Source organism: Nitrospirota bacterium (assembly GCA_016180645.1).
GTDB lineage: Bacteria > JACPQY01 > JACPQY01 > JACPQY01 > JACPQY01 > JACPAV01.
Genome location: JACPAV010000012.1, coordinates 70,155 through 93,138, shown reverse-complemented (window position 1 = coordinate 93,138; position 22,984 = coordinate 70,155). Strand labels below are relative to the sequence as shown.

Below are 22,984 nucleotides of genomic sequence, written 5' to 3'. Positions count from 1 at the left end.
AAGAGATGCGCCCCGGCAATGATGGGGTTTTCAAACGGATCCTAAGTCCTGTTTCGGGTTGACCAAAGTCAGTGTGGAAATCGAGGATGAAAGCTACCCTTGCCCAGCAGTGATTTGGAAGTGCCCATTCTTGCCCGGACACGTCTGTCGACACAAACTGGAGGAATAGCTTATGGCATCATGGACCGGTGTAGTCCTGTTTTCGCTGTTGCTGTCGCCCGATCCCGGGGGGCCGGATGAGTGCCTCACCTGCCACGACACAGCCACTCCGAAAGCCAACATCGAACACCGGGCCGGTATCCATTTCGACTCGGACGTAAGTTGCAGCGGATGCCACGGGGGCGATCATCGGGCGAAGGACGAAAAGGCCGGCCACGCCGCATCCAAGGGTTTCAAGGGCAAATTCACCCGCGCGGAAGCCGTGCGGATGTGCGGCGAATGCCACGAGGACATCCGCCGGATGAAGTTCTATCGGGTGGACACCCACGTCCTTTCCGAGTACCGCACCAGCCGCCATGGAGAACTCCTCGCCAAGGGGGATACGCGCGTGGCCATCTGCACCTCCTGTCACGGAGTCCACGATATCGTTTCGAAGGACAATCCGAAGTCCCGTGTTTTCAAGATGAACGTCCCCGACATGTGCGGCGAATGCCACTCCAACGCGAAGAAGATGAAACCCTACAAAGGGCACACGGATCAGGTCGAAGAGTACAAGGAGGGAATCCACGGCGAGATCCTCTTCGGCAAGCGCGCCTCCCCGAAGGCCGATGATGTTCCCGTGTGCGTGGATTGCCACGGCACCCACGGCGCGCGGCCGGCCGAGGTTTCGCAAGTCCCCATGGTCTGCGGGAGCTGCCACCGTGAGGTCGCGCGATACCTGCGTGAAAGCGAACACCGCGCCGCGCTCATCCAATTCGACGAGCCCGAATGCACGGACTGCCACGGCAACCACAAGAACACCATCCCGCCCGCGGGGCTCTTTACGGGGAACGGCGACCAGGAGGGCAATTGCCAATCGTGCCACGACGAAGACGAGGAAAAGGTCCTCCGGCTGGCGAAAGATCTTCAGACATCGGCCGATGAGGCCGAGGCCCTCGGTGCGCGGTTCGACAAGGCACTGGAACAACACCGGGGCAAACCGGAAGCCGTTCGGTTCCTCGAAGGCGAATCCGGAAGGGTGCGTGAGGCGAGGCTCAAGGTCCTGCGAGCCACCCATTCGCTGGATGTCACACGCGTTCAAGTGCAACTCGAGGAACTAAGAGCGCTCGTCGAGGGTTCCGTCCGGTTCACCGAACGCGTGATCCTCAAGAAACCGGAAAGCCCGGCCGTGGTTTTTCTCTTGATCGGTGTGACCGTCGGAGGGTTGTTCGTCGTCAGCGCCCTCCTCGCGGTGGGCCTGATCCGCCGGTGGCGAAGGAAGTGACGCCGCTGGAGTGCGTCGCGCCCTATCCCGCCCGATGTTTCCTATGGTTGTTCGTGCCACCGGTTTCCTCGTAGCGTCCGGCTTCATGCCGGACGGTTCAACGCCCGGTGTAAAACCGGGCGCTACGACGAAGGGGATCCAGCGCGTCCTCTTGACGCTCGTCCCGCTCTTATTATTGGCGGGCGCCGCTTGGTCATCCGACCGAGACTGCCTCGAATGCCACGCGGAAGAGGAGCCCACCGTCGACACCGCGGTCCTCAAACGCTCCGTCCACAAGAAACAGACCTGCATCAAGTGCCATGGGGATGCCGAGGTAAAGGACGATCACGACGAAGAGGACGTCACGCTCGATGCGGTCAACTGCGTCGCCTGCCACAAGAAATCGGCGAAGGACTATGACCAAAGCGTCCACGCGGAGGCGGCGCGGGACGGCGACGAAGAGGCGCCGACGTGTTCGAGTTGTCACGGCGAGCACGACATCTACCCGGACAAGGATCACGATTCCAAAATCAATCGCTTCAATCTGGCCGACACCTGCGCCAAATGTCACGAAGACGAAGCCCTCACCGAGGGACACGAACTGCCCAAGCCCTCCTTCATCCAGCGCTATCGGAAAAGCGTTCACGGCCGGGGCGTGGAAGTCAGCGGCCTCCTCGTTTCCGCCGTATGCACGGATTGCCACGGAAACCATGCGATTTTCAGCAAAGACGACGAACACTCGAAAGTCCATCCCTGGAACGTGCCGGTGACCTGCGCCGGATGCCACGAGAAAATCCTGACGACCTTCAAGGAGAGCGCGCACGGGGAACTGTGGGCGGACCACGACGATTCGGGACCCGTCTGCATTACCTGCCACACCGCCCACGGAATCCAGGAACCGGCGAGCCGGAAGTTTCAGCTCGGCATCGCCAAGGAATGCGGAGAGTGCCACGAGGACGAGGCCCCGACGTTCAAGGACAACGTCCACGGCCAGATGTATTCGCTCGGCTACGTCGCCACCGCGAAATGTTCGGATTGCCACACCCCCCATCACAATCTCCCGGCCGACGATCCGCGATCCTCCATCCACCCGGCGAATCTTCAGAAGACCTGCGGTGAATGCCACGAGAAGGTGACGGCCTCCTATATCACTTACGACCCCCACTCCGTCCCCTCCAGTCCCGAGGCGAACCGCTATGTCCACTGGGTATGGCTCTTCTTCGTCGTTCTCGTTTCGGGGACGCTGGGATTTTTCGCAATCCATTACCTCCTGTGGGCGCAACGAGCATGGATTGGACATTGGAGAGGGGAATTCGACGCCGATCAATCGAGGCCGGCCACGCACTACGTCGTCCGATTCAACCGCGTGCATCGCTGGGTCCATGGCGCGATGATCGTCAGCTTCCTCACGCTGGCCCTAACGGGCTTCTCCATCAAGTTCAGCGGGACGGCGTGGGCGCAGTTCGTCACGCTGGTGCTCGGAGGCATCGAGACGATGCGATGGATCCACCGCGCCTCAGCCGTAATTTCGGTCGTCTACACCCTTGTTCACTTCGTCTATCTGGCCAACCGCCTCTTCCGGAGGAAGGACTGGGGCATTCTGTGGGGATGGCAATCCATGGTTCCAAGACTCAAAGACCTGGAGGACTTCCGGGCGAATCTCAAGTGGTTCGTTTACCGCGGCCCGGCCCCGGCGCTGGACCGGTGGGCCTACTGGGAGAAGATCGAATACCTCGCGGAACTCTGGGGCGTGCCGGTCATCACACTCTCCGGGCTTGTCCTTTGGTTTCCGGAAGTGGCCACGCGGTTCATGCCGGGATGGGTCATCAACGCGGCCCAAGTGGTCCACACGTATGAAGCGTTCCTGGCCGTGTCTTACGTGGTTCTCTTCCACTATTTTGTTGCCCATCTCAGGCCGGACGTTTTCCCGATGGATGACACGATCTTCACCGGAAAGATTTCCTTGGAACGGCTGAAGGCGGAGCGACCGGTGGAGTACGCCCGGCTGACGGAAGGGGGGATTCCTGGCGATGTGTTGGTGGCGCCGCCGACGCCTGACGAAATCCGCAGGGCGCGCGTCATCGGTCTCATCGCCCTCACCCTCGGCGCGGCGATCATGGCAGGGATTGCCATAGGATTGTTTTTCTGAACGGAGGAGTTTCGGAAAATGGTTGAAGCGTGGAAGAGCAGATTACGTCGCTATATCGGCTGGCTGACGGGATTCAGCCGGAAGGACCCGGTGGGAATTGCGATCCGGGTCGGAAGCCTGGCCGGACTCATCTTCATCGCGCTTTTTGCCGCGCTGGTCGCGGGCTACAAGTTCTCGGTGACCCCCACTTTCTGCAATTCCTGCCATTTCATGGAGCCCTACGTCGAATCGTGGAAACACTCCAGCCACAAGGACATCTACTGCGTCGAATGCCACTTCGAACCGGGTGCGCTGAATGAGATGCGCGGAAAGTGGAAGGCGCTCAAACAGCTCGTCTCCTACGTCACCCACACCTACACGAGCAAGCCGTTCGCCGAGATCAGCGATGCCTCGTGCCTTCGCAGCGGCTGCCATGAGACACGGCTCCTGAAGAGCAAAGTCACCTGGAAGATCAAAGATCGAGAGATCCATTTCGACCACAAGCCGCACCTCACGGAGATGCGCCGGGGGATGAAGCTCCGCTGCACCAGTTGCCACTCGCAGATGGTGATCGGGTCGCACGTCCAGGTGACCGAGGGCACCTGCTTTCTCTGCCACCTGCATGAAAAGCAAAAGATCGCCCAGGACTCCAAACTGGGGAAGTGCGGCGTCTGCCACGGTCCGCCCGACAAGACCATCGAAGCGGCGGGCTTCAAAGCCGAGCACAAGGATTTCGTGAAACGGAATATCGAGTGCACCCGGTGCCACGCGGATGTCGTGAGCGGCGACGGACGGACGGACAGCCGCCGCTGTTTCAACTGCCACAACGAGCCGGAGAAACTGGAGAAAGCCGGGAATGTGGACGAGATGCACATCGAACATACGTCCGTGCACAAGATCGAGTGCGAGAGTTGCCACGATCCCATCAAGCACGAGTTCAACAAGCACTTGGCGGAAACGCAGAACCAGCAGTGCCAGAGCTGCCATGAGTACATGCACAACCCGCCGCGGGACTTGTATCTCGGCATCGGCGGTGAAGGCGTGAAAGCCCGCCCGGATCCGATGGCCATCGTGGGCATCAGTTGCGCCGGGTGCCACGTCATCCCGAAGCACTCCCGATCCGAGGCGGTCTGGGAGGGCCAGACCAAGGTGGCCGGCACACTCTCCTGCGCCTCGTGCCACGAAAATGAGTTCAAGCGGTTCGACCGGCACATGACTCCGGTGGTGGAGAACATGATTTCGACGGTTCTGATTGGGGTGGAAAAATCTCGACAGAAAACGGCGAAATTGAATGGACCGAAGGGGCGGAAGATCCACAACCTGATCAAGCGCGCCGAATCCAACGCCCGACTCGTCCGGATGGCCAAGCCCATCCACAACCCGTTCTACTCGGTGGATCTTCTCAAGAAGGGCGCTGAGGATCTGAAAATGGTGGCCTCACTGGCCGGCTTCACGTTCCCGGTCGCCCTCCCCCGGTCGTTCGACCAGGAGAACTGCACCGTCGTCTGCCATGGCGGACTTGAAGGGGCGGAATTCGTCGAAGCGGCCGGTAAGAAGATGCGGCACGACGTCCACGTCAAAGAAGCAACGGCCTGTACCTTGTGCCATCCCGGCGACCATCCGCCGAAGGCGAAGGTCCCGGCCGACAGTTGCCACACCTGCCACCATGAGGAAACCCGCGCCGCGGGCCGATCGTGCCTCTCCTGCCATAAGAACATGGAGGGCGTGGAAGTGGAAGTGAAGTTCTCCTCAGAAATGTTTGTGCACGGCGATCACTTCGAGGAACTCAAGGAAGACTATCCGAAGGAGAAAATGTGCACCGTGTGCCACACCGTCGGATCGCGCGGCCCGGTCACCATCTCTCACGAGGCCTGCCGCGAATGCCACGAACCCGGCGACTTCTCCAAGGGCTTCCTGCCGGAAGAGGACGAGGACACGGAATAGGGCGTTCCCGTCGTCCCACGGTCCACCCCCTCCGCCTTCACACTACAACCCCTCTCATACACACCTGGAAGATAACCCGTCGGGGCAATCCCCCTGCCGCATCGACAACCACGTACGTGTTCCGCGCGCCGGAGTCGAACAGCGTCCAGCATCGGCGGCCGTCGATCTGGATCCCCAACCGAATTGGTCCCATAGGATGATTATCAACCCCGGCCACGGGCCTGTGAAAGGGCGCCTATCTTCGAGCCAAGGATCCGTGGTCTTGACACTTATATTCCTAAATGCGAATATACACATATAGTGATCCGCATCGAGCAAAGGTCCCGATCGCTCGCGGAGCTCTTCAGGGCTCTCGGAGATGAAACACGACTCCAGATCGTAGCGCTCCTCTCCCACGGCGAACTTTGCGTTTGCCATCTCCAGGCAGCCCTGGAGACTTCCCAACCCAACGTGTCGCGCCACCTCGCCGTGCTCCGCGGCGCCGGGCTGGTGGAGGTCCGCCGGGAGGGGACTTGGATGCGTTATCGTTTGCGTCCTCAAGACGAGCCCGAACGCGGACGTCTTCTCCAGGCCTTGACCCGGTCGCCGCGCATCGACGATCGCCTCGTGAGGAAACTGCTGCGTCTGCGGAAGACGATGGGACCGGCCGCATGTCGGTGACATCAGGTCGAGAGGGAACTTTGACCGTGACTTCACTCCGCCGGCTTTCCTTCCTGGATCGTTACCTCACCCTGTGGATCTTTCTGGCCATGGCGGCGGGAGTCGGCGTGGGCTACGCCATCCCCGGCGCCGAGGCGTTCGTCAACCGCTTCCAGAGCGGCACGACGAACATCCCCATCGCCATCGGAATGATCCTGATGATGTACCCACCGCTGGCCAAGGTGAAGTACGAAGAGCTGGGCGATGTTTTCCGCGATGGGAAGGTCCTTGGGCTCTCGCTCGCGCAGAACTGGATCGTCGGGCCGATCCTGATGTTCTTCCTGGCGATCCTCTTCCTGCGCGGCCACCCCGAGTACATGGTCGGCCTCATCATGATCGGCCTGGCCCGCTGCATCGCCATGGTCATCGTATGGAACGACCTTGCGAAGGGCGACACCGAATACGCTGCGGGTCTTGTCGCCTTCAACTCCATTTTCCAGGTGCTTTTCTACTCGGTTTACGCCTACCTCTTCATCACCGTCCTGCCGCCGCTCTTCGGCCTGAGCGGAAGCGTCGTCGAGATCGGGATGGGGCAAATTGCGGAGAGCGTCTTCATCTACCTCGGGATCCCGTTCCTCGCCGGCATGTTCACGCGCTTCGTCCTGGTGAAGGCCAAGGGCAGGACTTGGTACGAGACACGGTTCATCCCCAGGGTCAGCCCCATCACGCTGGTCGCGCTTCTCTTCACGATCCTGGTGATGTTCAGCTTGAAGGGCGAACTCATCGTGAAACTTCCGCTCGATGTCCTGCGGATCGCGGCGCCGTTGCTGATCTACTTCGTCGCGATGTTCCTGGTCTCCTTCTGGATGGGCCGGAAGATCGGGGTGGACTACCCGAAGACGGCCACGCTCTCATTCACGGCGGCGAGCAACAACTTCGAGCTGGCCATCGCGGTCGCGGTCGCGGTCTTTGGAATCGATTCCGGCGCCGCCTTTGCCGCCGTGATCGGTCCCCTGGTCGAAGTGCCCGTTCTCATGGCATTGGTGAACGTGTCGCTGGCATTCCGGCGGAGGTTCTTTGCAACGAAGGTGATCTTCGCCTGCGTCCACAACGCGGGACGCTCACAGATGGCCTCGGCGATATTCAATTTGCTGGCGGATCCGGGAAAGGCGCGGGCCCTGTCGGCTGGGACTCGCCCGGCGGAGCGGGTTCATCCGGAAGTCGTCGAGGTCCTGAAGGAGGTCGGCATGGACGCAAGCCGAATGCAACCGCGGCGGTTGACCGTGGAACTTTCAAAAGGCGCTTCGTGGCTTATTACGATGGGTTGCGGGGAAGAATGCCCGTTGATCCCCGGCGCGAAAGTCGAAGACTGGGCCATCCAGGACCCGAAGGGTCGTCCCCTTGCGGAGGTCCGCCGGATCCGCGAGGAGATCGCGGCGCGGGTGAAACAACTCGTGCGACAGAATGGTTGGGAGACGGATGGCTCGTGAGGTTGCGCGCCAGGTTCTTCACGCAGGAATGCCCCGACCCCGAACCGGGATGCTGCGCCAACTGGGCCGAGTTCTCCAAGGCCTCTTGAAGCCACCGCCTCAGCGCGCGCTACCGACCCGGTGACGTTGTCCTCGTCCCCTTCCCTTTCGACGACCCAACCGCCTCCAAGAAACGCCCGGCCTTGGTTCTCAGCCGCGCGAGGAAGATTGAAGCGCTGCCGGACCTTGTGACTGCCCAGATCACCTCGAAAGTGGCCAGAAGAGAGAAACCGGGTCCGGGAGACCATCCGTTGCAAGATTCGGATGAAGCAGGATTGCCCTTGCCCTCCACGGTTCGGCTTGCAAAGATCGCGACGGTGTCGAAGGGACTCGTGATCACCCGATTAGGCAGGCTCACGGCTCGTGACACTCGGGACACAATCAAGATATTCCGTGACCTCTTCTCCTAACAAATGTTCCAATTCCCTTGCCTGAAGCCGTTGCCCGCATACCTCAAGAATCTATCTTCCTAGTAACGTTCCTCCCTCTCCTGCATCTCCCAAGCGATTTTCATGGATCGTGATTGGCATGACGGCCATGACGACCGACCTCATTACCCCCTCCAGCATTCCTTCACAGGGCAGCATCGTGCATGCAAGTCGCCAAATTCTCCTGCACGGTGCACTAGATCGAGAAGCGGTAACCTACATTCCGGACGGTTTGGATGTTGCGACCGAGTGGCCCCAGTTTGTTTCTCAAGCGCCAGACATGGGTGTCAACCGTACGCGTGTCGATTTCCGCCTCGATGCCCCATACACGATCAAGCAGCATGTCCCTTTCGATCACCACGCCCGGATTCTGGACAAGATGCGCTAGGAGGCGGAATTCGACGGCCGTCAACTCGATTGGTTTGCCCTTCAGTTCGGCCCGGTGACCTGCGAGGTCCATCGTCAGTTCACCGGCCTGAAGAGTCCGGAGGGCTTCGGGCTTTCCGGATCGTTGCAGCAGGGCCCGCACGCGCAGGAGGAGTTCTTTCGTGCTGAAAGGTTTGGTCATGTAGTCTTCGCTGCCGGTCTCGAAGGCCGACACCTTGTCCGACTCCCCGCCCCGAACCGTCAGCATGATGATTGGAATCTCCCTCGTGCGAGGATCCTCTTTGAGCAGCCTGCACACTTCAATTCCGGAAAGGTCCGGCAGTTGGATATCGAGAACGACCAGATCCGGCGCCTTGGCACGCGCATAGTCGAGCGCCCGACGCGCCTCCAAGGCCGGCTTCACATGGAACCCCGCCTGGCTCAGAGTGTATTGCAGAATTCTCTGGATATTGGGGTCGTCGTCGACGACAAGAATGGTTTGCGTCATTCGCACATGGTATGGATTCCCGTCGGAGGTTTCAAGCAGGGGAGGACCTCGGGTTTGCGTACCCGGAGGCCGAGTCCTGAGATCCTCCCGTGCACCCAACTGTCTTCTTGGGGGCGAAACTGGGTATCCGCTGCCCTCGTCGAAAATTTCAGACAGATGAAAGAATTGACTCAGGCGTGACATCTGCGTGACTTGCGCGTGATGGTGCACTGCTATCTTTCGACCCGATGGACAACCACGAATTGCGACCGCGCAGCCCTGCACATGGGATCGGCCGGCCGCACCGAGACGAGCAGAATAAATTGGATAAGAATAGCTGTTTTTTTTGTGGGGTAAATGTTGACATTCCTGGTCTTTATTGGTATAAGAAAAATACACAGGGGGGCTGTGTAAAGGGATCGCACATATGTGTGCCGGAAAAATGGCGACCGTGGCGATCCCCAATGAATCATGGAGGATTCTATGGACGCAGTTTTGGCCGATCATCGCGTAAGCGATATCTAGTACCGCCTCGCTTTCGATTTCCGCGCAACCCGTTCATTCCTATCAGTCTGTAGTGGTCTATCCGTCAAGGCATGAACGGAGGGGCATGGATGGGAACGCCTTGAGGAAAAGAAAATGGAGCTATGCGAAACAGGAAGGCTTCGCCCATTGAAGCCACGAATCGGAGACGTACAATGAATTCATCAGCATCAGCGGAGGGCCCTTCCCCTCCCGGAAATCCAGTCGGCCGGCTGCTCGTCGTTGACGACGACATCGAAATCCGCACCGCCGTATGTGAATTGCTCAGGCCCCTTGGATTCTCGATCCATGAAGAGGGCACTGTGGAAGGCGCGCTGCGCTACGTACGTGGTTCCCCACCGGATCTCATCCTATTGGACCTCCATCTTCCCGACCGTTCCGGAAATGACGTCGTTGTTGAGCTTCGGTCGGATCCCCGAACCCGCCTCCTCCCCATCATCATGCTCACCGGAGCGGGAACGCGCAGGGATAAGATCCATGCCATCGAATCCGGAGCCACGGACTTCCTCTCCAAGCCTTTCTCCTCCGTGGAACTGATCGCCCGTGTGCGTTCGCTGATTCAGTTGAAGTTCTTCACGGACGATCTCGATCAAGCCGAGCAAGTCATCATTTCACTCGCCAGAAGCATTGATGCGCGCGACGCGTACACCGCGCGGCACAGCGAACGGGTGTCTGAACTGGCGAGCCGGCTTGCCAAACGGGTGGGACTTCCGGACACTGCGCAGAGGAGCATCCGCAGAGGCGCCCTCCTCCACGACCTGGGCAAGATTTCCATCCGCGACAGCATCCTCCTGAAACCCGGACCCCTGACCCCGGCCGAGTATAAGGAAATCCAGCAACATCCCTTGATGGGCCGGGACCTCATCGGTCAGATGAACTCACTGAGGGGAGCGGTTCCGGTCGTGCTCGCCCACCACGAGCGTCTGGATGGGTCGGGTTATCCCCAGGGTCTGTCCGATAACGCCATCTCGATCGAAGCCCGCATTGTCACCATTGCGGATATTTACGACGCGATCACCAGCGGACGCGTCTACCGGAAAGCGCTTTCCCACGAGGACGCCTTTGGGATCTTGGTGGCGGAAGCCGACAAGGGATGGAGAGACCGGCGCCTGCTGGATGAATTCCGGGCCGTGCTGGAAGCGGCCGACCTGAAGGAGAATTCCACCACTCGGAGTGCCCATGAGTCTCCGATGCACGTCGTTGAGGTGGCGCTATGAAGGGAAGTGGAACGATGGCGGAAGGGACATTCCCGGCCGGCCCTTTCGATGAAGGAGTCCAGAGCGCGGAGGGACCGGTTCGGACGGCTTCTGCCACAGACCGCAAGTTTGGTCCGAAGGGTCACGGCAATCCCGCGGATGCTTTCGATTCCATGCCCGACATACGGGCGATTTTGGATGGCATCGGCGAAGGCATTTTCACGGCGGATTCCGCCGGAACGATCCTCATGCTGAATCGGGAAATCGAAACCATGTGGGGCCTGCCTGCGCATGCCTTCCTGGGCCGCCCTCTGGGCAAATTCCTTGTGGGAGACAATGGCTTCAGGATCCCCGTTGATCCCGTGGAATTCGGGCGGACGACCTGGGGATTGCTCGGGCGAAGAATCGCGTTGCATGGAATGAAACACGACGGGGAGCCCATTCCCGTCACCGTCCGTCTCACCCGGGTCACCATCGGTGGCCGACAACTCCTCGCCGCACTCGTCCAGAAACCTGAGGTGGCGGAGCATCCCGTCTATTCCCTTGCCGTTCAGGCGGCCAACGACGGCTTGTGGGAATGGGATCTCACGACGAATCTGATTCAGTTCTCCCCTCGTTGGAAGGCCATGATCGGCTACGGGGAGACGGAACTCGAGAATAAGCCCGACGAATGGTTCAGCCGGGTCCATCCGAATGACATCTTCACGGTCAGAAGCGCGGTGGATGCCGTCACCAAGGGAACCCAGCTTACCTTTGAGGAGGAATATCGCATGTTGCACCGGGACGGGACCTACCGCTGGGTCCTGAACCGCGGTCTCGGCGTGTTGGGCAGTGACGGTTCCCCTCATCGCATGGCTGGATCGGTGAGCGACGTCAGCAAACGCCGAATGCACGACACCCTTACGGGTCTACCGAATCGCGCGCTGTTCCTCGACCGGGTCGAGCGGCTCTTGGCTCGAACCCATCGCAACCCGGAATACGCCCTGGCCGTCCTGTTTATCGACCTTGACCGCTTCAAGTTCATCAACGACAGCCTGGGGCATCCCGTCGGCGATCTTCTTCTGGTCGAGGCGGCCCGCCGGCTCGAAGCCTGCCTCCGACCGGGCGACGCCGTCACACGGTTTGGCGGGGATGAATTTGCCGTGTTGCTGGACGACGTAAAAGATGCAGTCGGTGCCCTGCGTATCGTGCAACGGATTCAGCAGGAGATTGCCCGCCCCTTCGAGCTCGGCAAGCATGAAGTGCAGACCTCGGCATCTATTGGGGTTGCGATCAGTACCACCGGGTATACCGGCGCTCACGAGATGCTTCGCGATGCGGATACCGCCATGTATCGGGCAAAGGCGGACGGCGGCGCGCGGCATGAGATCTTCGACCTCGAAATGCGGTCCTGGGCCGTGGCCAAGCTGAACCTCGAGGTGGACCTTCGAAAAGCCGTCGATCGCGGCCAACTGGCCGCGGATTACCAGACCATTGTAGACCTGGAATCAGGGAAGGACATCGGACTCGAGTGCCTTCTGCGGTGGAAACACCCCAGCGGCAAAGTGATCCTGCCTGGAGAATTCCTCCCGATTGCGGAGGAGACAGGCCTGATCACCCCCATCAGCTTCTGGATGCTGGACCATGCCTGCCGCCAGATGCGGGAGTGGCAATTGAAATTCAAGCTTCCCCCTTCCTTCACCATCAGCGTCAAACTTTCAGGCAAGCGAATCGCCAAGATCGATCTTGTTGCCCGGATCGACCGCATCCTCCGGGATACCCAGCTGGACCCGCGCTCCCTCCGCCTTGAGATAAGCGAAAGTGTGACCACGGGAGACACGGTGGCCGTCACCGCCATCCTGCTTCAGCTCAAGGATCGAGGCATCCAGTTGGTGATCGACGACTTCGGAACGGGGTATTCGTCCCTGAGCTACCTCCATCGATTCAATTTCAACGCCCTGAAAGTGGACCGAACGTTTGTCAAACGGCTCGGCATCGATGAAGAAAGTTCGGAGGTCATCAAGACCATCTGCGTCCTCGCGACCAGCCTGTGCATGGATGTGGTGGCCGAGGGCGTGGAGACGGCGGAGCAGCTTCGTCGCCTGAAATGTCTCGGCTGCCGTTACGGGCAGGGCTACCTCTTCAGCCAACCGATGGATGCAAAGCACGTCGCCCAATACTTCGAATCCAAACAGAAGGCGCTCCAGGGCTAGATTCATGCGGGCCGTCTTCACTCGCCTCACCCTTCTCGCGCTGGGACTGGTCTGGCTGGCCGCACTGCCGGGAAAATCCTACTCCAGCACGACTTGGTCCGCCGGCGCGGTGACGGCCCAGACGCTCCCACGAGGCAAAACCACCGTGAAAGTCCTTGAACTCAAAGCCACCCAGAACAACTCGACGAACACCCTGAATGGCCTGACCCTTACGCGTGTCAACGGCGCCGACACGGACATCTCCAGCGCCCGGCTTTGGGTGGATGCGAATGCCAGCGGAGTCTTTGAGCCGGGCACCGACACGCAAATCGGCACGGCCGGGCCGTTCTCCAGCGGGAAAAAGACATTCTCGAGTCTGAGCGTATCGCTCACGAAAAATACAACCAGGTATTTCTGGGTTACGGTGGACGTTTCAACGGCAGCCATCGATGGCGCCCGCCTAAGCGCATCCTTGAACGCCTCTTCCGATGTGAGCGAATCGGGATCGGTTCTGGGCGCCTTTCCCATGAGCTCGCTCGGGACAACCGCTTCCAACGGCCACCTTGTAAGCAGTGCCCTTACCTTCGCCAACACCGTGCCCCCCGCCAACTGCAACGCCGGGGATCTTGCATTCACCGATTTCCAGGTCACTTACTCTGATGGTTCTCTGGTCACGGGCTTCTCCACCCTCCCGACCGTCACGACGCGGAAGGGAGGCGCATTCCAGGCCAACGCGGTTTGGTCCACCCTCAATGCGGAGACGGGACAGTATCGGGCGTCCTGGACCGTACCGGCCGGGGCATCCGCGGGGAGCGACTATGATTTTGACATTCAGGCCCTTACCGGGAATGCGCTGGGCAATTCCGGACCCGGGACGAATCAGGCCTCGAGCGCATTCACGGTATCCGGCGGCGCGACGCAATCGGTGACGTGGATACGCCAACTTCTCTCCGCCCAGTCCCAACCGAGGAGCAAGGTTCAAGTTCCTGTGCTGGTCCTGTGGGGCATCAACAACAATGCTGTAGACGACCAGGTTCTGAACAGCGTGAAAGTTACGCGCGTGAACGGAGCCGATTCCGACATCACCTCGGTACACCTTTTTGTCGACAGCAACGACGGGCAATTCACTCCGGCGACGGACCTGGAAATCGGCACCGCGGGTGCGTTCGTGGGCGGGACTTACACGTTCAGCGGGCTGAACCTCGTCATTGCAAGAAACGGCGGCACACAACAGTTGTTTGTCGCTTTCGACGTTTCAGGTTCGGCCGCGGCCGGCGCGCGACTGAACGCGAAGGTCGACATCGCAGGTGATCTTGTCCAGAATCCTTACACGGTGTCCGGCGCGTTTCCCCTGAGCTCGCTCGGAACGGGGGTGGACAGCGGGCATCTCGTCGATCCAACCATCAGCCTGATTCCGACGGCCCAGCCCGGTGGCGCGAAAGCCCGTGAAACGGTGTCTGCGGACTACAGGGCGGAATACTCCGACGGGACCGTCGTCACCAATTTCGGCGTGGCGCCTGTGGTGGGCGTGAGAGAGGGAGGGACCGGAGTCGCAACGGCCGTCTGGTCTTCCATCAACGCCGCACTTGGCACCTACCGCGTCACCTGGGTGGTGCCCGACTTCCAGACGACATCCAGCGACTATGATTTCCTCGTAACAGCCTCATCGGGATCGGCCGGCGGCAATGCCGGGCCGGCCACCGGACTGGCCTCCGACGGCTTCACCGTGGACACCACCCTCACCTTCGTCAACACCGTGCCGCCCGCCAACGGGAATGCAGGGGACACTATTTTCGCGGATTTTCAGGTCACTTTCTCCGGCGGTGCTCCCGTTACGAACTTCTCCACCCTTCCCACCGTCACGGTCCGGAAGGGAGGGGTCTTTCAAGCCACCACGGTGTGGTCCGTGCTCAATGTGCTCACGGGTCAGTATCGGGCGTCCTGGGTGGTTCCCCTTGGGGCCTTCTCTGGGAGCGACTATGATTTTCACATTCAAGCCGCAGTCGCGAGGGCTCTGGGCAATGCCGGTCCCGCGACCGATCAGGCCACGAGCACATTCGCGATATCCGGCGGAGCGACACAGGCGGTGGCATGGATGCGCCAACTCCTCGCCTCCCAGTCGCAACCGAGGGGCAAAACTCAGATTCCGGTGTTGGCTCTGTCGGGCACGAACAATAATATTGCGAATGATCAGGTTCTGAACAGCGTGAAAGTTACGCGCGTGAACGGCGCCGATTCCGACATCACCACGGTACACCTTTTTGTCGATACGGGAGACGGCCAATTCACGCCGGCAACGGATTCGGAAATTGGGAATGCGGGTGCCTTTGCGGGCGGGACCTACACGTTCAGCGGGTTGAACCTCATCATTGCGAGGAACGGCGGCACACGGCAGTTGTTTGTCGCATTCGATCTTTCCGGAACGGCCACGGCCGGCGCGCGGCTGAATGCGAAGATCGACGTCGCAGCCGATCTCGCCCAAGGTCCTTACAGCATGTCCGGCTCCTTTCCTCTGAGCTCGCTGGGAACGGGGGTGGACAGCGGGCATCTGGTCAATCCCACCCTCACCCTGGTCCTGACGGCCCAGCCCGGCCGGGCGAAGGCCCGTGAAACGGTGTCTGCGGATTACAGGGCGGAATACTCCGACGGGACCGCCGTCACCAATTTCGGAGTGGCCCCCGTGGTAAGCGTGAGAGAGGGCGGGACCGAAGTCGCAACAGCCGCCTGGTCTCCCCTCAACACCGCGCTCGGCACTTACCGCGCGACGTGGGTGGTGCCCGATTTCCAGGCGACGTCCAGCAACTACAGTTTTCTGTTGACGGCATCATCCGGATCGGCGGGCGGCAATTTCGGCCCGGCTACCGGACTGGCTTCCAATAGCTTCACCGTGGACACGCAACTTACGTTTTCGATCGTCAAACAGCCGTTGCCCCAAAAGGCGGGCGACACGGTGGTTGCGGAATATGCCGTGACCTTTTCGGATGGCACGGCGGTTCCTACGCTCGATGCCACACCCACTCTGAATGTTCGGCTGGGCATTACGAACGTTGCCGTTCCCAATTGGTCCGTGTTCGATTCCTCTCTCGGCCGATACCGCGCCACTTGGAAGATCCCCGACTTCCAAGCGACGTCGCCAAACTACAATATCGCGCTTTTTGCCGGTGTGGCCAAAGCCGCCGGCAACAAGGGAACAAACGCCGAACTGGCCTCGGCCGATTTCTCCGTCGATACATCACTCCGATTCACCCTGCTGAACCAGCCCAAGGCTGGGACCGCCCGGGACACCGTGGGGTGTGATCTCCAGGTTCAATATTCGGACGGCGGCCCCGTCGCCTCTTTCGATCCGCTTCCCAAGGTCAAGATTTACAAGGGAAGCCAGGAAATGGCGGCAGGCGCATGGGACGTGGTCAAGCCGGGTGAAGGGAAGTATCGGATCAGTTGGGTGATTCCCGACTTCCAGACCAAGGGTCCGGATTATGTGCTCAGGGTCATGGCGGATTCGGCCGGCAGCGCGGGGAATGTAGGCCCGACCACGTCCCATTCCACGGCCACCTTCAGCATCGATACAAGCCTCAGTTTCAAGGCCGAGGCCCAGCCGGCTGCGGCCGCCATCGGAGATGACGCCTGGATGGAATTTACAATTCGTCGGGGGTTCGATTCAGCACCCGTGCAACAGTTCGACCGATCCCCTACCGTGCTCGTGTTCAAAGAAGAGCGGAACGTCGGCTCCGCGAGTTGGAGCACCGTGAATGCCGCCGAGGGGCGCTACAAAGCGACATGGTCTGTCCCGCCCACACAAGCCTCGGGTACCGATTACACCCTTCGGGTGGCCAGCGATTCCGGAACGCGATCCGGACTTCGGGGACCCGATGCGACGCTGACCTCGGGGGCTTTCACCGTGACCGCGCGTTCTCTCTTCTGGGGATCCCTGCCCGTCGATTTCCGGGTTGTCCCGGCCGGAAGCAAGCACGTGCCGGTCCTCGCGATCCTTGTTCACAACGCGGGGGAGAATAGCCAGGTGGTAAAAGGAATGACGGTGACAAGCCTCAATTCGAATGATTCATCCGTTTCCACGGTTCACCTCTTTGTGGATGACGGGAATCAGAAGTTCGCCTCGGGTCCGAATGGCGATCCGGAGATTGGTGAGCCCGGACCGTTCAGGTCTGCGAAAAAGGAATTCCTTTTCACCGACGTTGCCATTGGTCCCGGCAGCGATCGCGTCTTCTTCGTGGCCGTTGATGTCAGTGACAAGGCCAACTCGGGTGAGCTCCTGAAAGCCTCTATCGAGCAAAAGGGGGATTTGCGCCTTGGGGATGGCGTGGCCGTCAAAGGCTCCTTTCCGCTGTTCTCCCTGGAAGCGCCACACCAGATCAATACGGATCTGATCCTCGACATCGCGGACCAACCTGACGATATCTCCAGAGGATCGATCGCGAGAATGATCTTCACCGTGACCCGGCCCGACGGTACCCAGGTGAACACACTGACGCAGGAACCAACCCTTGAAATCGTAAAAGGAAACATGCCCGTGGGCATGGCCGGCATACGAACCGTTCGCGAACGTCCGGGTACCTTTGAGGCGCGCTGGGACTCCGCGGCCCCGGAGTTTGCGGCCGGGAGCGACTACGCCATGGTGATCCGAGCCAATAGTGCTCAAGAAGGAAAGAACACCGGTCCCGCCCGTACGATTCGGAGCCAGGCGTTCGGTATCCTCGTGAACATCGCGGATCGGATGAGTTTTCATTCGAGCGATGGAATTCTCCAGGGTTGTGTGGGAAGCGAAACGACCCTCGAAACGAAGGTTACGGATGGACTGGGCGTGGGGGTGGAGGGCGTCTCCGTAGCATTCTCCCTGCCTCCGGGCTCGGATCCCACCACCCAGATTGCCACGGATCTCGTCAATTCCGGACCGGACGGCATGGCCCGGGTGAAGGTGGTAATCGGCCAGCGCGCCGGTCGAACGATCTTACAGGCCATTCGTACAGGGCTGGCGGGCAGTCCCCTCAATTTCTCCATCAATGGCGCGGCGTGCATCGCGGACGGCCGACTCTCCATTCTTGCCGCCGATCCGGTATCGTCGGTGGCCGATGGTGAAACGCCCGTACGGGTGATGGCCTACATTCGAGACGCGTACGGCAACCCTGTTGAAGGAAAGACGATCCAGTTTTTCACGCCGCAATCCTCGACCCTGGTTATCGAGCCCCCGGAGCGGATGAGCGACAGCACCGGCACCGCAGAGGTGAATGCCTACTCGTTTGAGGAACAGTCCCTCACCCTGCATGCAACGGTGGCGGAGGAGAGCCTGACCCTGGCCGGCGGCGTGGACATCCAGTATCTGGCCCTGCCGGAAAACCGGTTGTTTCAAAGTTTCCCCAATCCCTTCGATCCCCGCCTGGGATCCACCACGATCCGCTTCAACCTCGCCACGGCCGGCCCCGCCTCACTCATCATCTACGATTCCACGAGCGAGCCGGTTCGCACGGTGTTCCAAGACTCCAATCGGCCGGCTGGCCCCCAGTCCGTTGATTGGGACGGAAAGGATCAACGCGGAAAAATGTTGGGTATCGGGCGATATCGGGGGGTATTCACCACCCAGGACTATCGGAAATCCATTGACATGGTCATTCATTCGCAGGACAAGGGCTGTTTCGTGGCCACAACCGTCTATGGAAATCCTTTCCATCCAAATGTTCTCGCGCTGAAACGTTTCCGCGATTCCACTCTCTCTAGGACTTCCCCAGGCAGGTGGTTCATTGGGCGCTACTACCAGTGGTCTCCCCGCCTGGTCCGGCGGCTGAAGGACAAGCCTGCGCTGATCCGGTCCATTCGGTGGCTGCTCGACCGGCTGGTGTCGATCGGCCAAGCCCTGTAAATGCGGTCCACCCGTCGCTGGCTGGCCCTGATCCTCATTTTTGGCGCCGGCCGCGCACAGGGCGCAAGAGCCACGGGCCCGGGGTTTCTCAACGCCCTGGACCATCCGCGAACGGTGGCCATGGGCCGCGCGGTCTCCGGGCTAGCCGATGACTACTCCTCCGCAGCTCAGAATCCGGCGGCGCTGGCGATGGTCGTGAGCAAGGTTGGCGCTTTTTGCTACCTTCAGCCCAGTTCAGGCGGGCACGCCGGATGCATGGAGTACAACCATGGCCTTTCATCGCAAGGCACGATCGGCCTGTTTGCCTACTATGAGGATCTAGGGAGTTTTTCCCTCACCACGGGGGATTCCAAGACTCAGGGATCTGGACGGGAAACCCGCAGTGTCGTCATCGGCCGATTCGGCCGGGATATGGGGCCCTCCACAAGCGTGGGCGCCTTCCTGAAAGCCTTTCAACAGCAGGTCTTCGACACGCGATCCATCGGCGCCGCCGCTGACTTGGGCGCGGTGTACAGAGTGCCCGTCCAGAATCTTCAAATCGGGGCTTCCATCCTCAATCTGGGCCCCGGCGTTCGGGAGGGAAAGCGGAACTCCCAGCTTCCCACCCAGGCCAACGTGGGACTCGGCTACAAGCTGCTTCGACGCGACCTTCCGATTCTGGCCGGTGATGTTGCGCTTGGGCTGGATGGATTCGTGCCCATCCGTTCAAAGCCCGGACTCCGACTCGGCCTCGAATACGCCTGGAGTTCCTGGTCGTCATGGCTCGCCACGGGGCCGGACGGATCCGCCCCGTCGATTTCGAATGGATATACCCTCTCGTTCAGAGGCGGCAGCGCCTTGAGCCCCGACCGAACCGTCTATTCGACGGGAGCCGGTCTCTCGTTGGGAATCATTTCCGTGGATTACAGCTTCACCCTCCAGAATCCGGTTTCGGCTGAGCACCGTCTCGCGCTCGGATACAAGTTCGGACCGCCTGTCCGACAGACCGGGCCCGACATCCTGTACTCGCGCCGCATCGAACAGGATACGACGGTGCGGGAGCAACTCGTGCAGTCGACGGTGGAAGATACCTCGATGAAATTCGTCGAACAGGCGCTGAACCAGGCCGGAACGTTACTCGGGGCGGTCTGGGAGTTGGGCGCCGAACAGCGCGAGCCCGAACGGTTCGAAGAGGCAAGGCGGAGTTTCGAGGAGGCCCGCACCGCCACACAGTCGAAGCATTACGAGGACGCCTGGATTCTCGCATCCCAAGCCTCGCTCAAGGCCATCGATCTGAAGGAGGTGCTCGCGAGGCCGGTCGTCCAGCCGATCCCGGCCGCCCCGGAACAGATCGCTGAAGAACCGGAACCTGCCGAGCCTCCCGCGCCGCCCCATGTTCAATCCCCGCCCCCTGCCGTGCCCAAAGCCCTGCCGGTGAGGGCTGTGGCTCCGCCCAGGGAACCGGTCATCGTCCCGGAACCGGAACCCGCTTCGGAACCCCTGATCTCGCCCGAGCAGTCAAGGCGTTTTGAGATGGGCAGGCGACAGTATGAGGAGCACCAGTATAGCGCCGCCATCACAACCTGGGAGGCCCTGCTCAGAGAGCTCCCAGGACACTCGTTCACGCGACTCTCCCTGAGCCGGGCCTACCGCTACTTGGGCCTCGAATCCTTTCGATCCCGGAACTACCGCCAGGCAGCCCTTTTCTGGCGACGAGGTCTGCAGCACGCACCCGACGATGCCGAGATGAGAACCTTCCTGGAGAACGCGGAATCCATTTCCCGCCGACTGGAATCGATCGATGCCACCTCCCGCTAACGCCTCGCATTCAGGATTCACGACTCTTCCCGCCGGACAGGCCGACACGCCGGACGGATCCGGTCGAAGCGTTCGACGCCCATTGTTCGGAACCTTCCGGAGAGTGGCTGAAGTGGATGGCTCCCGACCCTCAGGCTTGTCTGTTCGGAAGAAGCTGATCTATGTCTTCGGGTGCGTCATCATCGCCACGGTCGCCATCATTGGAGGCGTCAGCACACTGAGGGAACGAACCAATTTCAGGAGATTGTATCTTGAGGGAGTTCTCGCGATGACCAACCAGATCGCCATCCAGAGTCATGAGGTGGTCCTGCTTCCTTCTCACGATCTGCGCCTGGCTCTCGACAGCGTTGTGGCCGACTTGGTGTCCCGCCAAAATCTGGACATCCTCAGCCTCAATGTCGTTCAGGCGGACGGGAGGATCCTTGTTCCCTATTCGGCCGGCGAAAACACTTTGTACCGGCTCCCGCCAGGTCTCACACTCCCACGGGTGGTCTCCGGCCAACCTTCACTGGCGCGCTATGCTACGCCTTCCGGCATCCATGCCCTCCACGTATCCGCTCCCATTCTGCACGACAAGACCCCCATCGGACGGATTGAGGTCGACGTTTCGGAGGAGCGGGTCGCCAACACCCTCCATCGGTCGACGCTCACCCTTCTCGCCCTGACCCTGATCGTTCTTATCGCGGGAACCTCCTTGGTCGCCTTCTTCTCCTCAAGGTTTTCCCGGCCTCTTCGAACCTTGACCGAACGGATTCGCCGGCTCGGGCTGGGGATGGCCGAACTATCTCACACCCGCCGATCCGCCGATGAGATCGCGGAGCTGACGGGCGCCTTTGAGCTGATGTGGCACAATCTGGAATCCAGTGTCTCGCAGATCAGCGGCGGGATACTCACCCTGACGGAGAACTCCAATTTTCTCCGGCTTCCGGATGATCCCGCCGACCTGGAAGCCCTTGGCAAGCGGTATACATCCATGCTTATGGCTTCGGCCCTGGGTGATGTCCCGTCGGGTCAGACGCCAGACCCACTCCACGAGCGCATGGCATCCGCAGTTCGGAAAATGCGCGATGTCGGCGCGCGCCAGGGACACATCCTTCGGGCGGCTCATTTGGGTGAGGATGCCCAGATGAAAGCGTTGAATGGACCCTACCTCACGAAATTGTTTGAATCGTTGGGCGCGGCAACAGACAATGTGCTCTCAACCCAGGAAATGCTTCGAACCGTGCTGAACGAGGCGGGTGCCGCCATCGTGGTCACCGACCCGTTGGGACGAATCATTTTCCTGAACCCGCTCTCAAAAGAGTATCTGGGCATCGTTGTCAACGGACACATGCCGGAGGAAAGCATCTGGGAAATCCTCCAGGCGCGCCTGGGCTGGGAGAAAGATGCGACCCACGCTGCTTTGCAAGCGATTGCCACGCTCCGCGGCCACTACGAGGTCCAGGCAGAGATTCAGGCACCTCTCCGGACCGTACGATTGACGGCGGCGGGCGTCTGGGACCGGGAACAGATTCTTCTTGCCTGCGTGTTCGTATTCACGGATGTCTCACATCTGGCCGAGCTCAATCGCCGTAAGACGGAGGTTGTCCACTTCATGTCCCATGAAATGAGGGCGCCCCTGACCGTAATTCAGACCTACGCTGAAATTCTCCAGGATCGCCTATCCGAAGATCCCCAGGCGGAAAAACAAACCAACCTGATCCTCGACCATGTCGCACGGCTCAGACGCCTGATCGACTCTTTCCTGGACGTCTCCCGCATCGAGTCCGGCCGGCAGGAGTTGCAACTGGCCCCACGGAACATCGCCGGACTCCTCGAACAATGCATCATGGGCTTCCGGCCCCGGGCCACCGAGAAATCCATCCACCTGGCCCTGGACGTTTCTCCGGGTGACAATACCGTTAACGTGGACGGCGATCTGCTCAGCCAGGTGGTGACAAATCTCGTGTCGAATGCCATCGAGTACAGCCCGAACGACCGGGAGGTCCGCGTCAAGCTCGCAACGGCGAAGGAGGGTCTCACCGTCTCTGTAATCGATCAGGGCTACGGAATGGACGATCAGGAACTCACCAAGCTGTTCCAGAAGTTCTATCGCGCCTCCTCCTCCCAACATCGCACAAGCAAGGGGACAGGCCTCGGTCTGGCTTTCGTCAAAGAGGTCATCGAAAAACATGGGGGCCGAGTGGGAGTGAGCAGCGAAAAGGATGTCGGATCGACTTTCTGGTTCAGTCTCCCGCGGGCGGTCGCGAGCAGCGCCTCGCGTGAAGTGGAGAAATCAGTGCTCCAGCCCCCCCGTCTCCCGGACATCTCCTAGGAATGCACACAATACTCATTGCGCACATCTACGTGTAGAGCCTAAACGCTCTGCGACAAACCTCCCTATCCGCAGCGGAGCCTCGCTGCCGCCCGGCTCTGAAGGCATTCGGAGCCGAGGCCGCACTCGAAGACGTGTCAGGCTCCGCGAACCGCGGTGAGCATCTCC

12 protein-coding genes and 1 pseudogene are annotated in these 22,984 nt (G+C 60.4%); 11 read left to right on the top strand and 2 right to left on the bottom strand.

The features are described from left to right. The first annotated feature begins 172 nt into the window (after positions 1-172). Genes HYT87_09300 through HYT87_09290 form a run of 3 tightly spaced genes read left to right on the top strand, consistent with a single transcriptional unit; the run spans position 173 to position 5,474 of the window. The gene (locus tag HYT87_09300; GenBank protein ID MBI2059952.1) at positions 173-1,423 is read left to right on the top strand and encodes a cytochrome c3 family protein; all 1,251 of its coding nucleotides are present in this window, start codon (positions 173-175) and stop codon (positions 1,421-1,423) included. 34 nt (positions 1,424-1,457) lie between these two features. Beyond that, positions 1,458-3,551 (top strand): hypothetical protein, encoded by a 2,094-nt coding sequence (locus HYT87_09295; GenBank protein ID MBI2059951.1) that lies wholly within the window; start codon positions 1,458-1,460, stop codon positions 3,549-3,551. Between the two features lie 18 nt (positions 3,552-3,569). After that, positions 3,570-5,474 (top strand): NapC/NirT family cytochrome c, encoded by a 1,905-nt coding sequence (locus tag HYT87_09290; GenBank protein ID MBI2059950.1) that lies wholly within the window; start codon positions 3,570-3,572, stop codon positions 5,472-5,474. A gap of 37 nt (positions 5,475-5,511) precedes the next feature. On the opposite strand, the gene HYT87_09285 is transcribed toward HYT87_09290, so the two are convergent. Then, the gene (locus HYT87_09285) at positions 5,512-5,667 is read right to left on the bottom strand and encodes a hypothetical protein (GenBank protein ID MBI2059949.1); all 156 of its coding nucleotides are present in this window, start codon (positions 5,665-5,667) and stop codon (positions 5,512-5,514) included. A 116-nt stretch (positions 5,668-5,783) separates the two neighbouring features. Between HYT87_09285 and HYT87_09280 the strand changes: the two genes are divergently transcribed. The 3 genes and pseudogenes from HYT87_09280 (at position 5,784) to HYT87_09270 (ending at position 8,052) form a co-directional block, all read left to right on the top strand. Further along, positions 5,784-6,134, top strand: coding sequence for a metalloregulator ArsR/SmtB family transcription factor (locus HYT87_09280; protein MBI2059948.1), 351 nt, complete (start codon positions 5,784-5,786; stop codon positions 6,132-6,134). Beyond that, positions 6,125-7,603: an ACR3 family arsenite efflux transporter gene (arsB, locus tag HYT87_09275; protein ID MBI2059947.1), complete on the top strand. Its 1,479-nt coding sequence runs from the start codon at positions 6,125-6,127 to the stop codon at positions 7,601-7,603. Before HYT87_09280 ends, arsB begins: the two co-directional genes overlap by 10 nt. A gap of 119 nt (positions 7,604-7,722) precedes the next feature. Next, positions 7,723-8,052: pseudogene (locus HYT87_09270) on the top strand (type II toxin-antitoxin system PemK/MazF family toxin). Between the two features lie 214 nt (positions 8,053-8,266). Here the strand turns inward: HYT87_09270 and HYT87_09265 are convergent. Next, the gene (locus HYT87_09265) at positions 8,267-8,944 is read right to left on the bottom strand and encodes a response regulator (GenBank protein MBI2059946.1); all 678 of its coding nucleotides are present in this window, start codon (positions 8,942-8,944) and stop codon (positions 8,267-8,269) included. 677 nt (positions 8,945-9,621) lie between these two features. On the opposite strand from HYT87_09265, the gene HYT87_09260 reads away from it, so the two are divergent. From HYT87_09260 to HYT87_09240, 5 genes are read left to right on the top strand one after another with little or no spacing between them, the layout of a single operon-like run. Then, positions 9,622-10,683, top strand: coding sequence for a response regulator (locus HYT87_09260; GenBank protein ID MBI2059945.1), 1,062 nt, complete (start codon positions 9,622-9,624; stop codon positions 10,681-10,683). Further along, complete coding sequence (locus HYT87_09255; protein MBI2059944.1) at positions 10,680-12,854, top strand: EAL domain-containing protein; 2,175 nt, start codon at positions 10,680-10,682, stop codon at positions 12,852-12,854. The genes HYT87_09260 and HYT87_09255 overlap by 4 nt, the downstream gene beginning before the upstream one ends. 4 nt (positions 12,855-12,858) lie before the next feature. Beyond that, complete coding sequence (locus HYT87_09250; GenBank protein MBI2059943.1) at positions 12,859-18,705, top strand: Ig-like domain-containing protein; 5,847 nt, start codon at positions 12,859-12,861, stop codon at positions 18,703-18,705. Further along, complete coding sequence (locus tag HYT87_09245; protein MBI2059942.1) at positions 18,706-20,502, top strand: DUF4398 domain-containing protein; 1,797 nt, start codon at positions 18,706-18,708, stop codon at positions 20,500-20,502. It abuts the gene before it with no gap. After that, complete coding sequence (locus tag HYT87_09240) at positions 20,486-22,816, top strand: GHKL domain-containing protein (protein ID MBI2059941.1); 2,331 nt, start codon at positions 20,486-20,488, stop codon at positions 22,814-22,816. The genes HYT87_09245 and HYT87_09240 overlap by 17 nt, the downstream gene beginning before the upstream one ends. The last annotated feature ends 168 nt before the right edge of the window (positions 22,817-22,984 follow it).

Excerpts from the sequence above, each read along its gene's own strand:
- arsB (MBI2059947.1), top strand. The coding sequence starts at position 6,125 with ATGTCGGTGACATCAGGTCGAGAGGGAACTTTGACCGTGACTTCACTC.
- HYT87_09290 (MBI2059950.1), top strand. The coding sequence starts at position 3,570 with ATGGTTGAAGCGTGGAAGAGCAGATTACGTCGCTATATCGGCTGGCTG.
- HYT87_09250 (MBI2059943.1), top strand. The coding sequence starts at position 12,859 with ATGCGGGCCGTCTTCACTCGCCTCACCCTTCTCGCGCTGGGACTGGTC.
- HYT87_09285 (MBI2059949.1), bottom strand. The coding sequence starts at position 5,667 with ATGGGACCAATTCGGTTGGGGATCCAGATCGACGGCCGCCGATGCTGG.
- HYT87_09260 (MBI2059945.1), top strand. The coding sequence starts at position 9,622 with ATGAATTCATCAGCATCAGCGGAGGGCCCTTCCCCTCCCGGAAATCCA.
- HYT87_09255 (MBI2059944.1), top strand. The coding sequence starts at position 10,680 with ATGAAGGGAAGTGGAACGATGGCGGAAGGGACATTCCCGGCCGGCCCT.
- HYT87_09265 (MBI2059946.1), bottom strand. The coding sequence starts at position 8,944 with ATGACGCAAACCATTCTTGTCGTCGACGACGACCCCAATATCCAGAGA.
- HYT87_09240 (MBI2059941.1), top strand. The coding sequence starts at position 20,486 with ATGCCACCTCCCGCTAACGCCTCGCATTCAGGATTCACGACTCTTCCC.
- HYT87_09245 (MBI2059942.1), top strand. The coding sequence starts at position 18,706 with ATGCGGTCCACCCGTCGCTGGCTGGCCCTGATCCTCATTTTTGGCGCC.
- HYT87_09295 (MBI2059951.1), top strand. The coding sequence starts at position 1,458 with ATGTTTCCTATGGTTGTTCGTGCCACCGGTTTCCTCGTAGCGTCCGGC.
- HYT87_09300 (MBI2059952.1), top strand. The coding sequence starts at position 173 with ATGGCATCATGGACCGGTGTAGTCCTGTTTTCGCTGTTGCTGTCGCCC.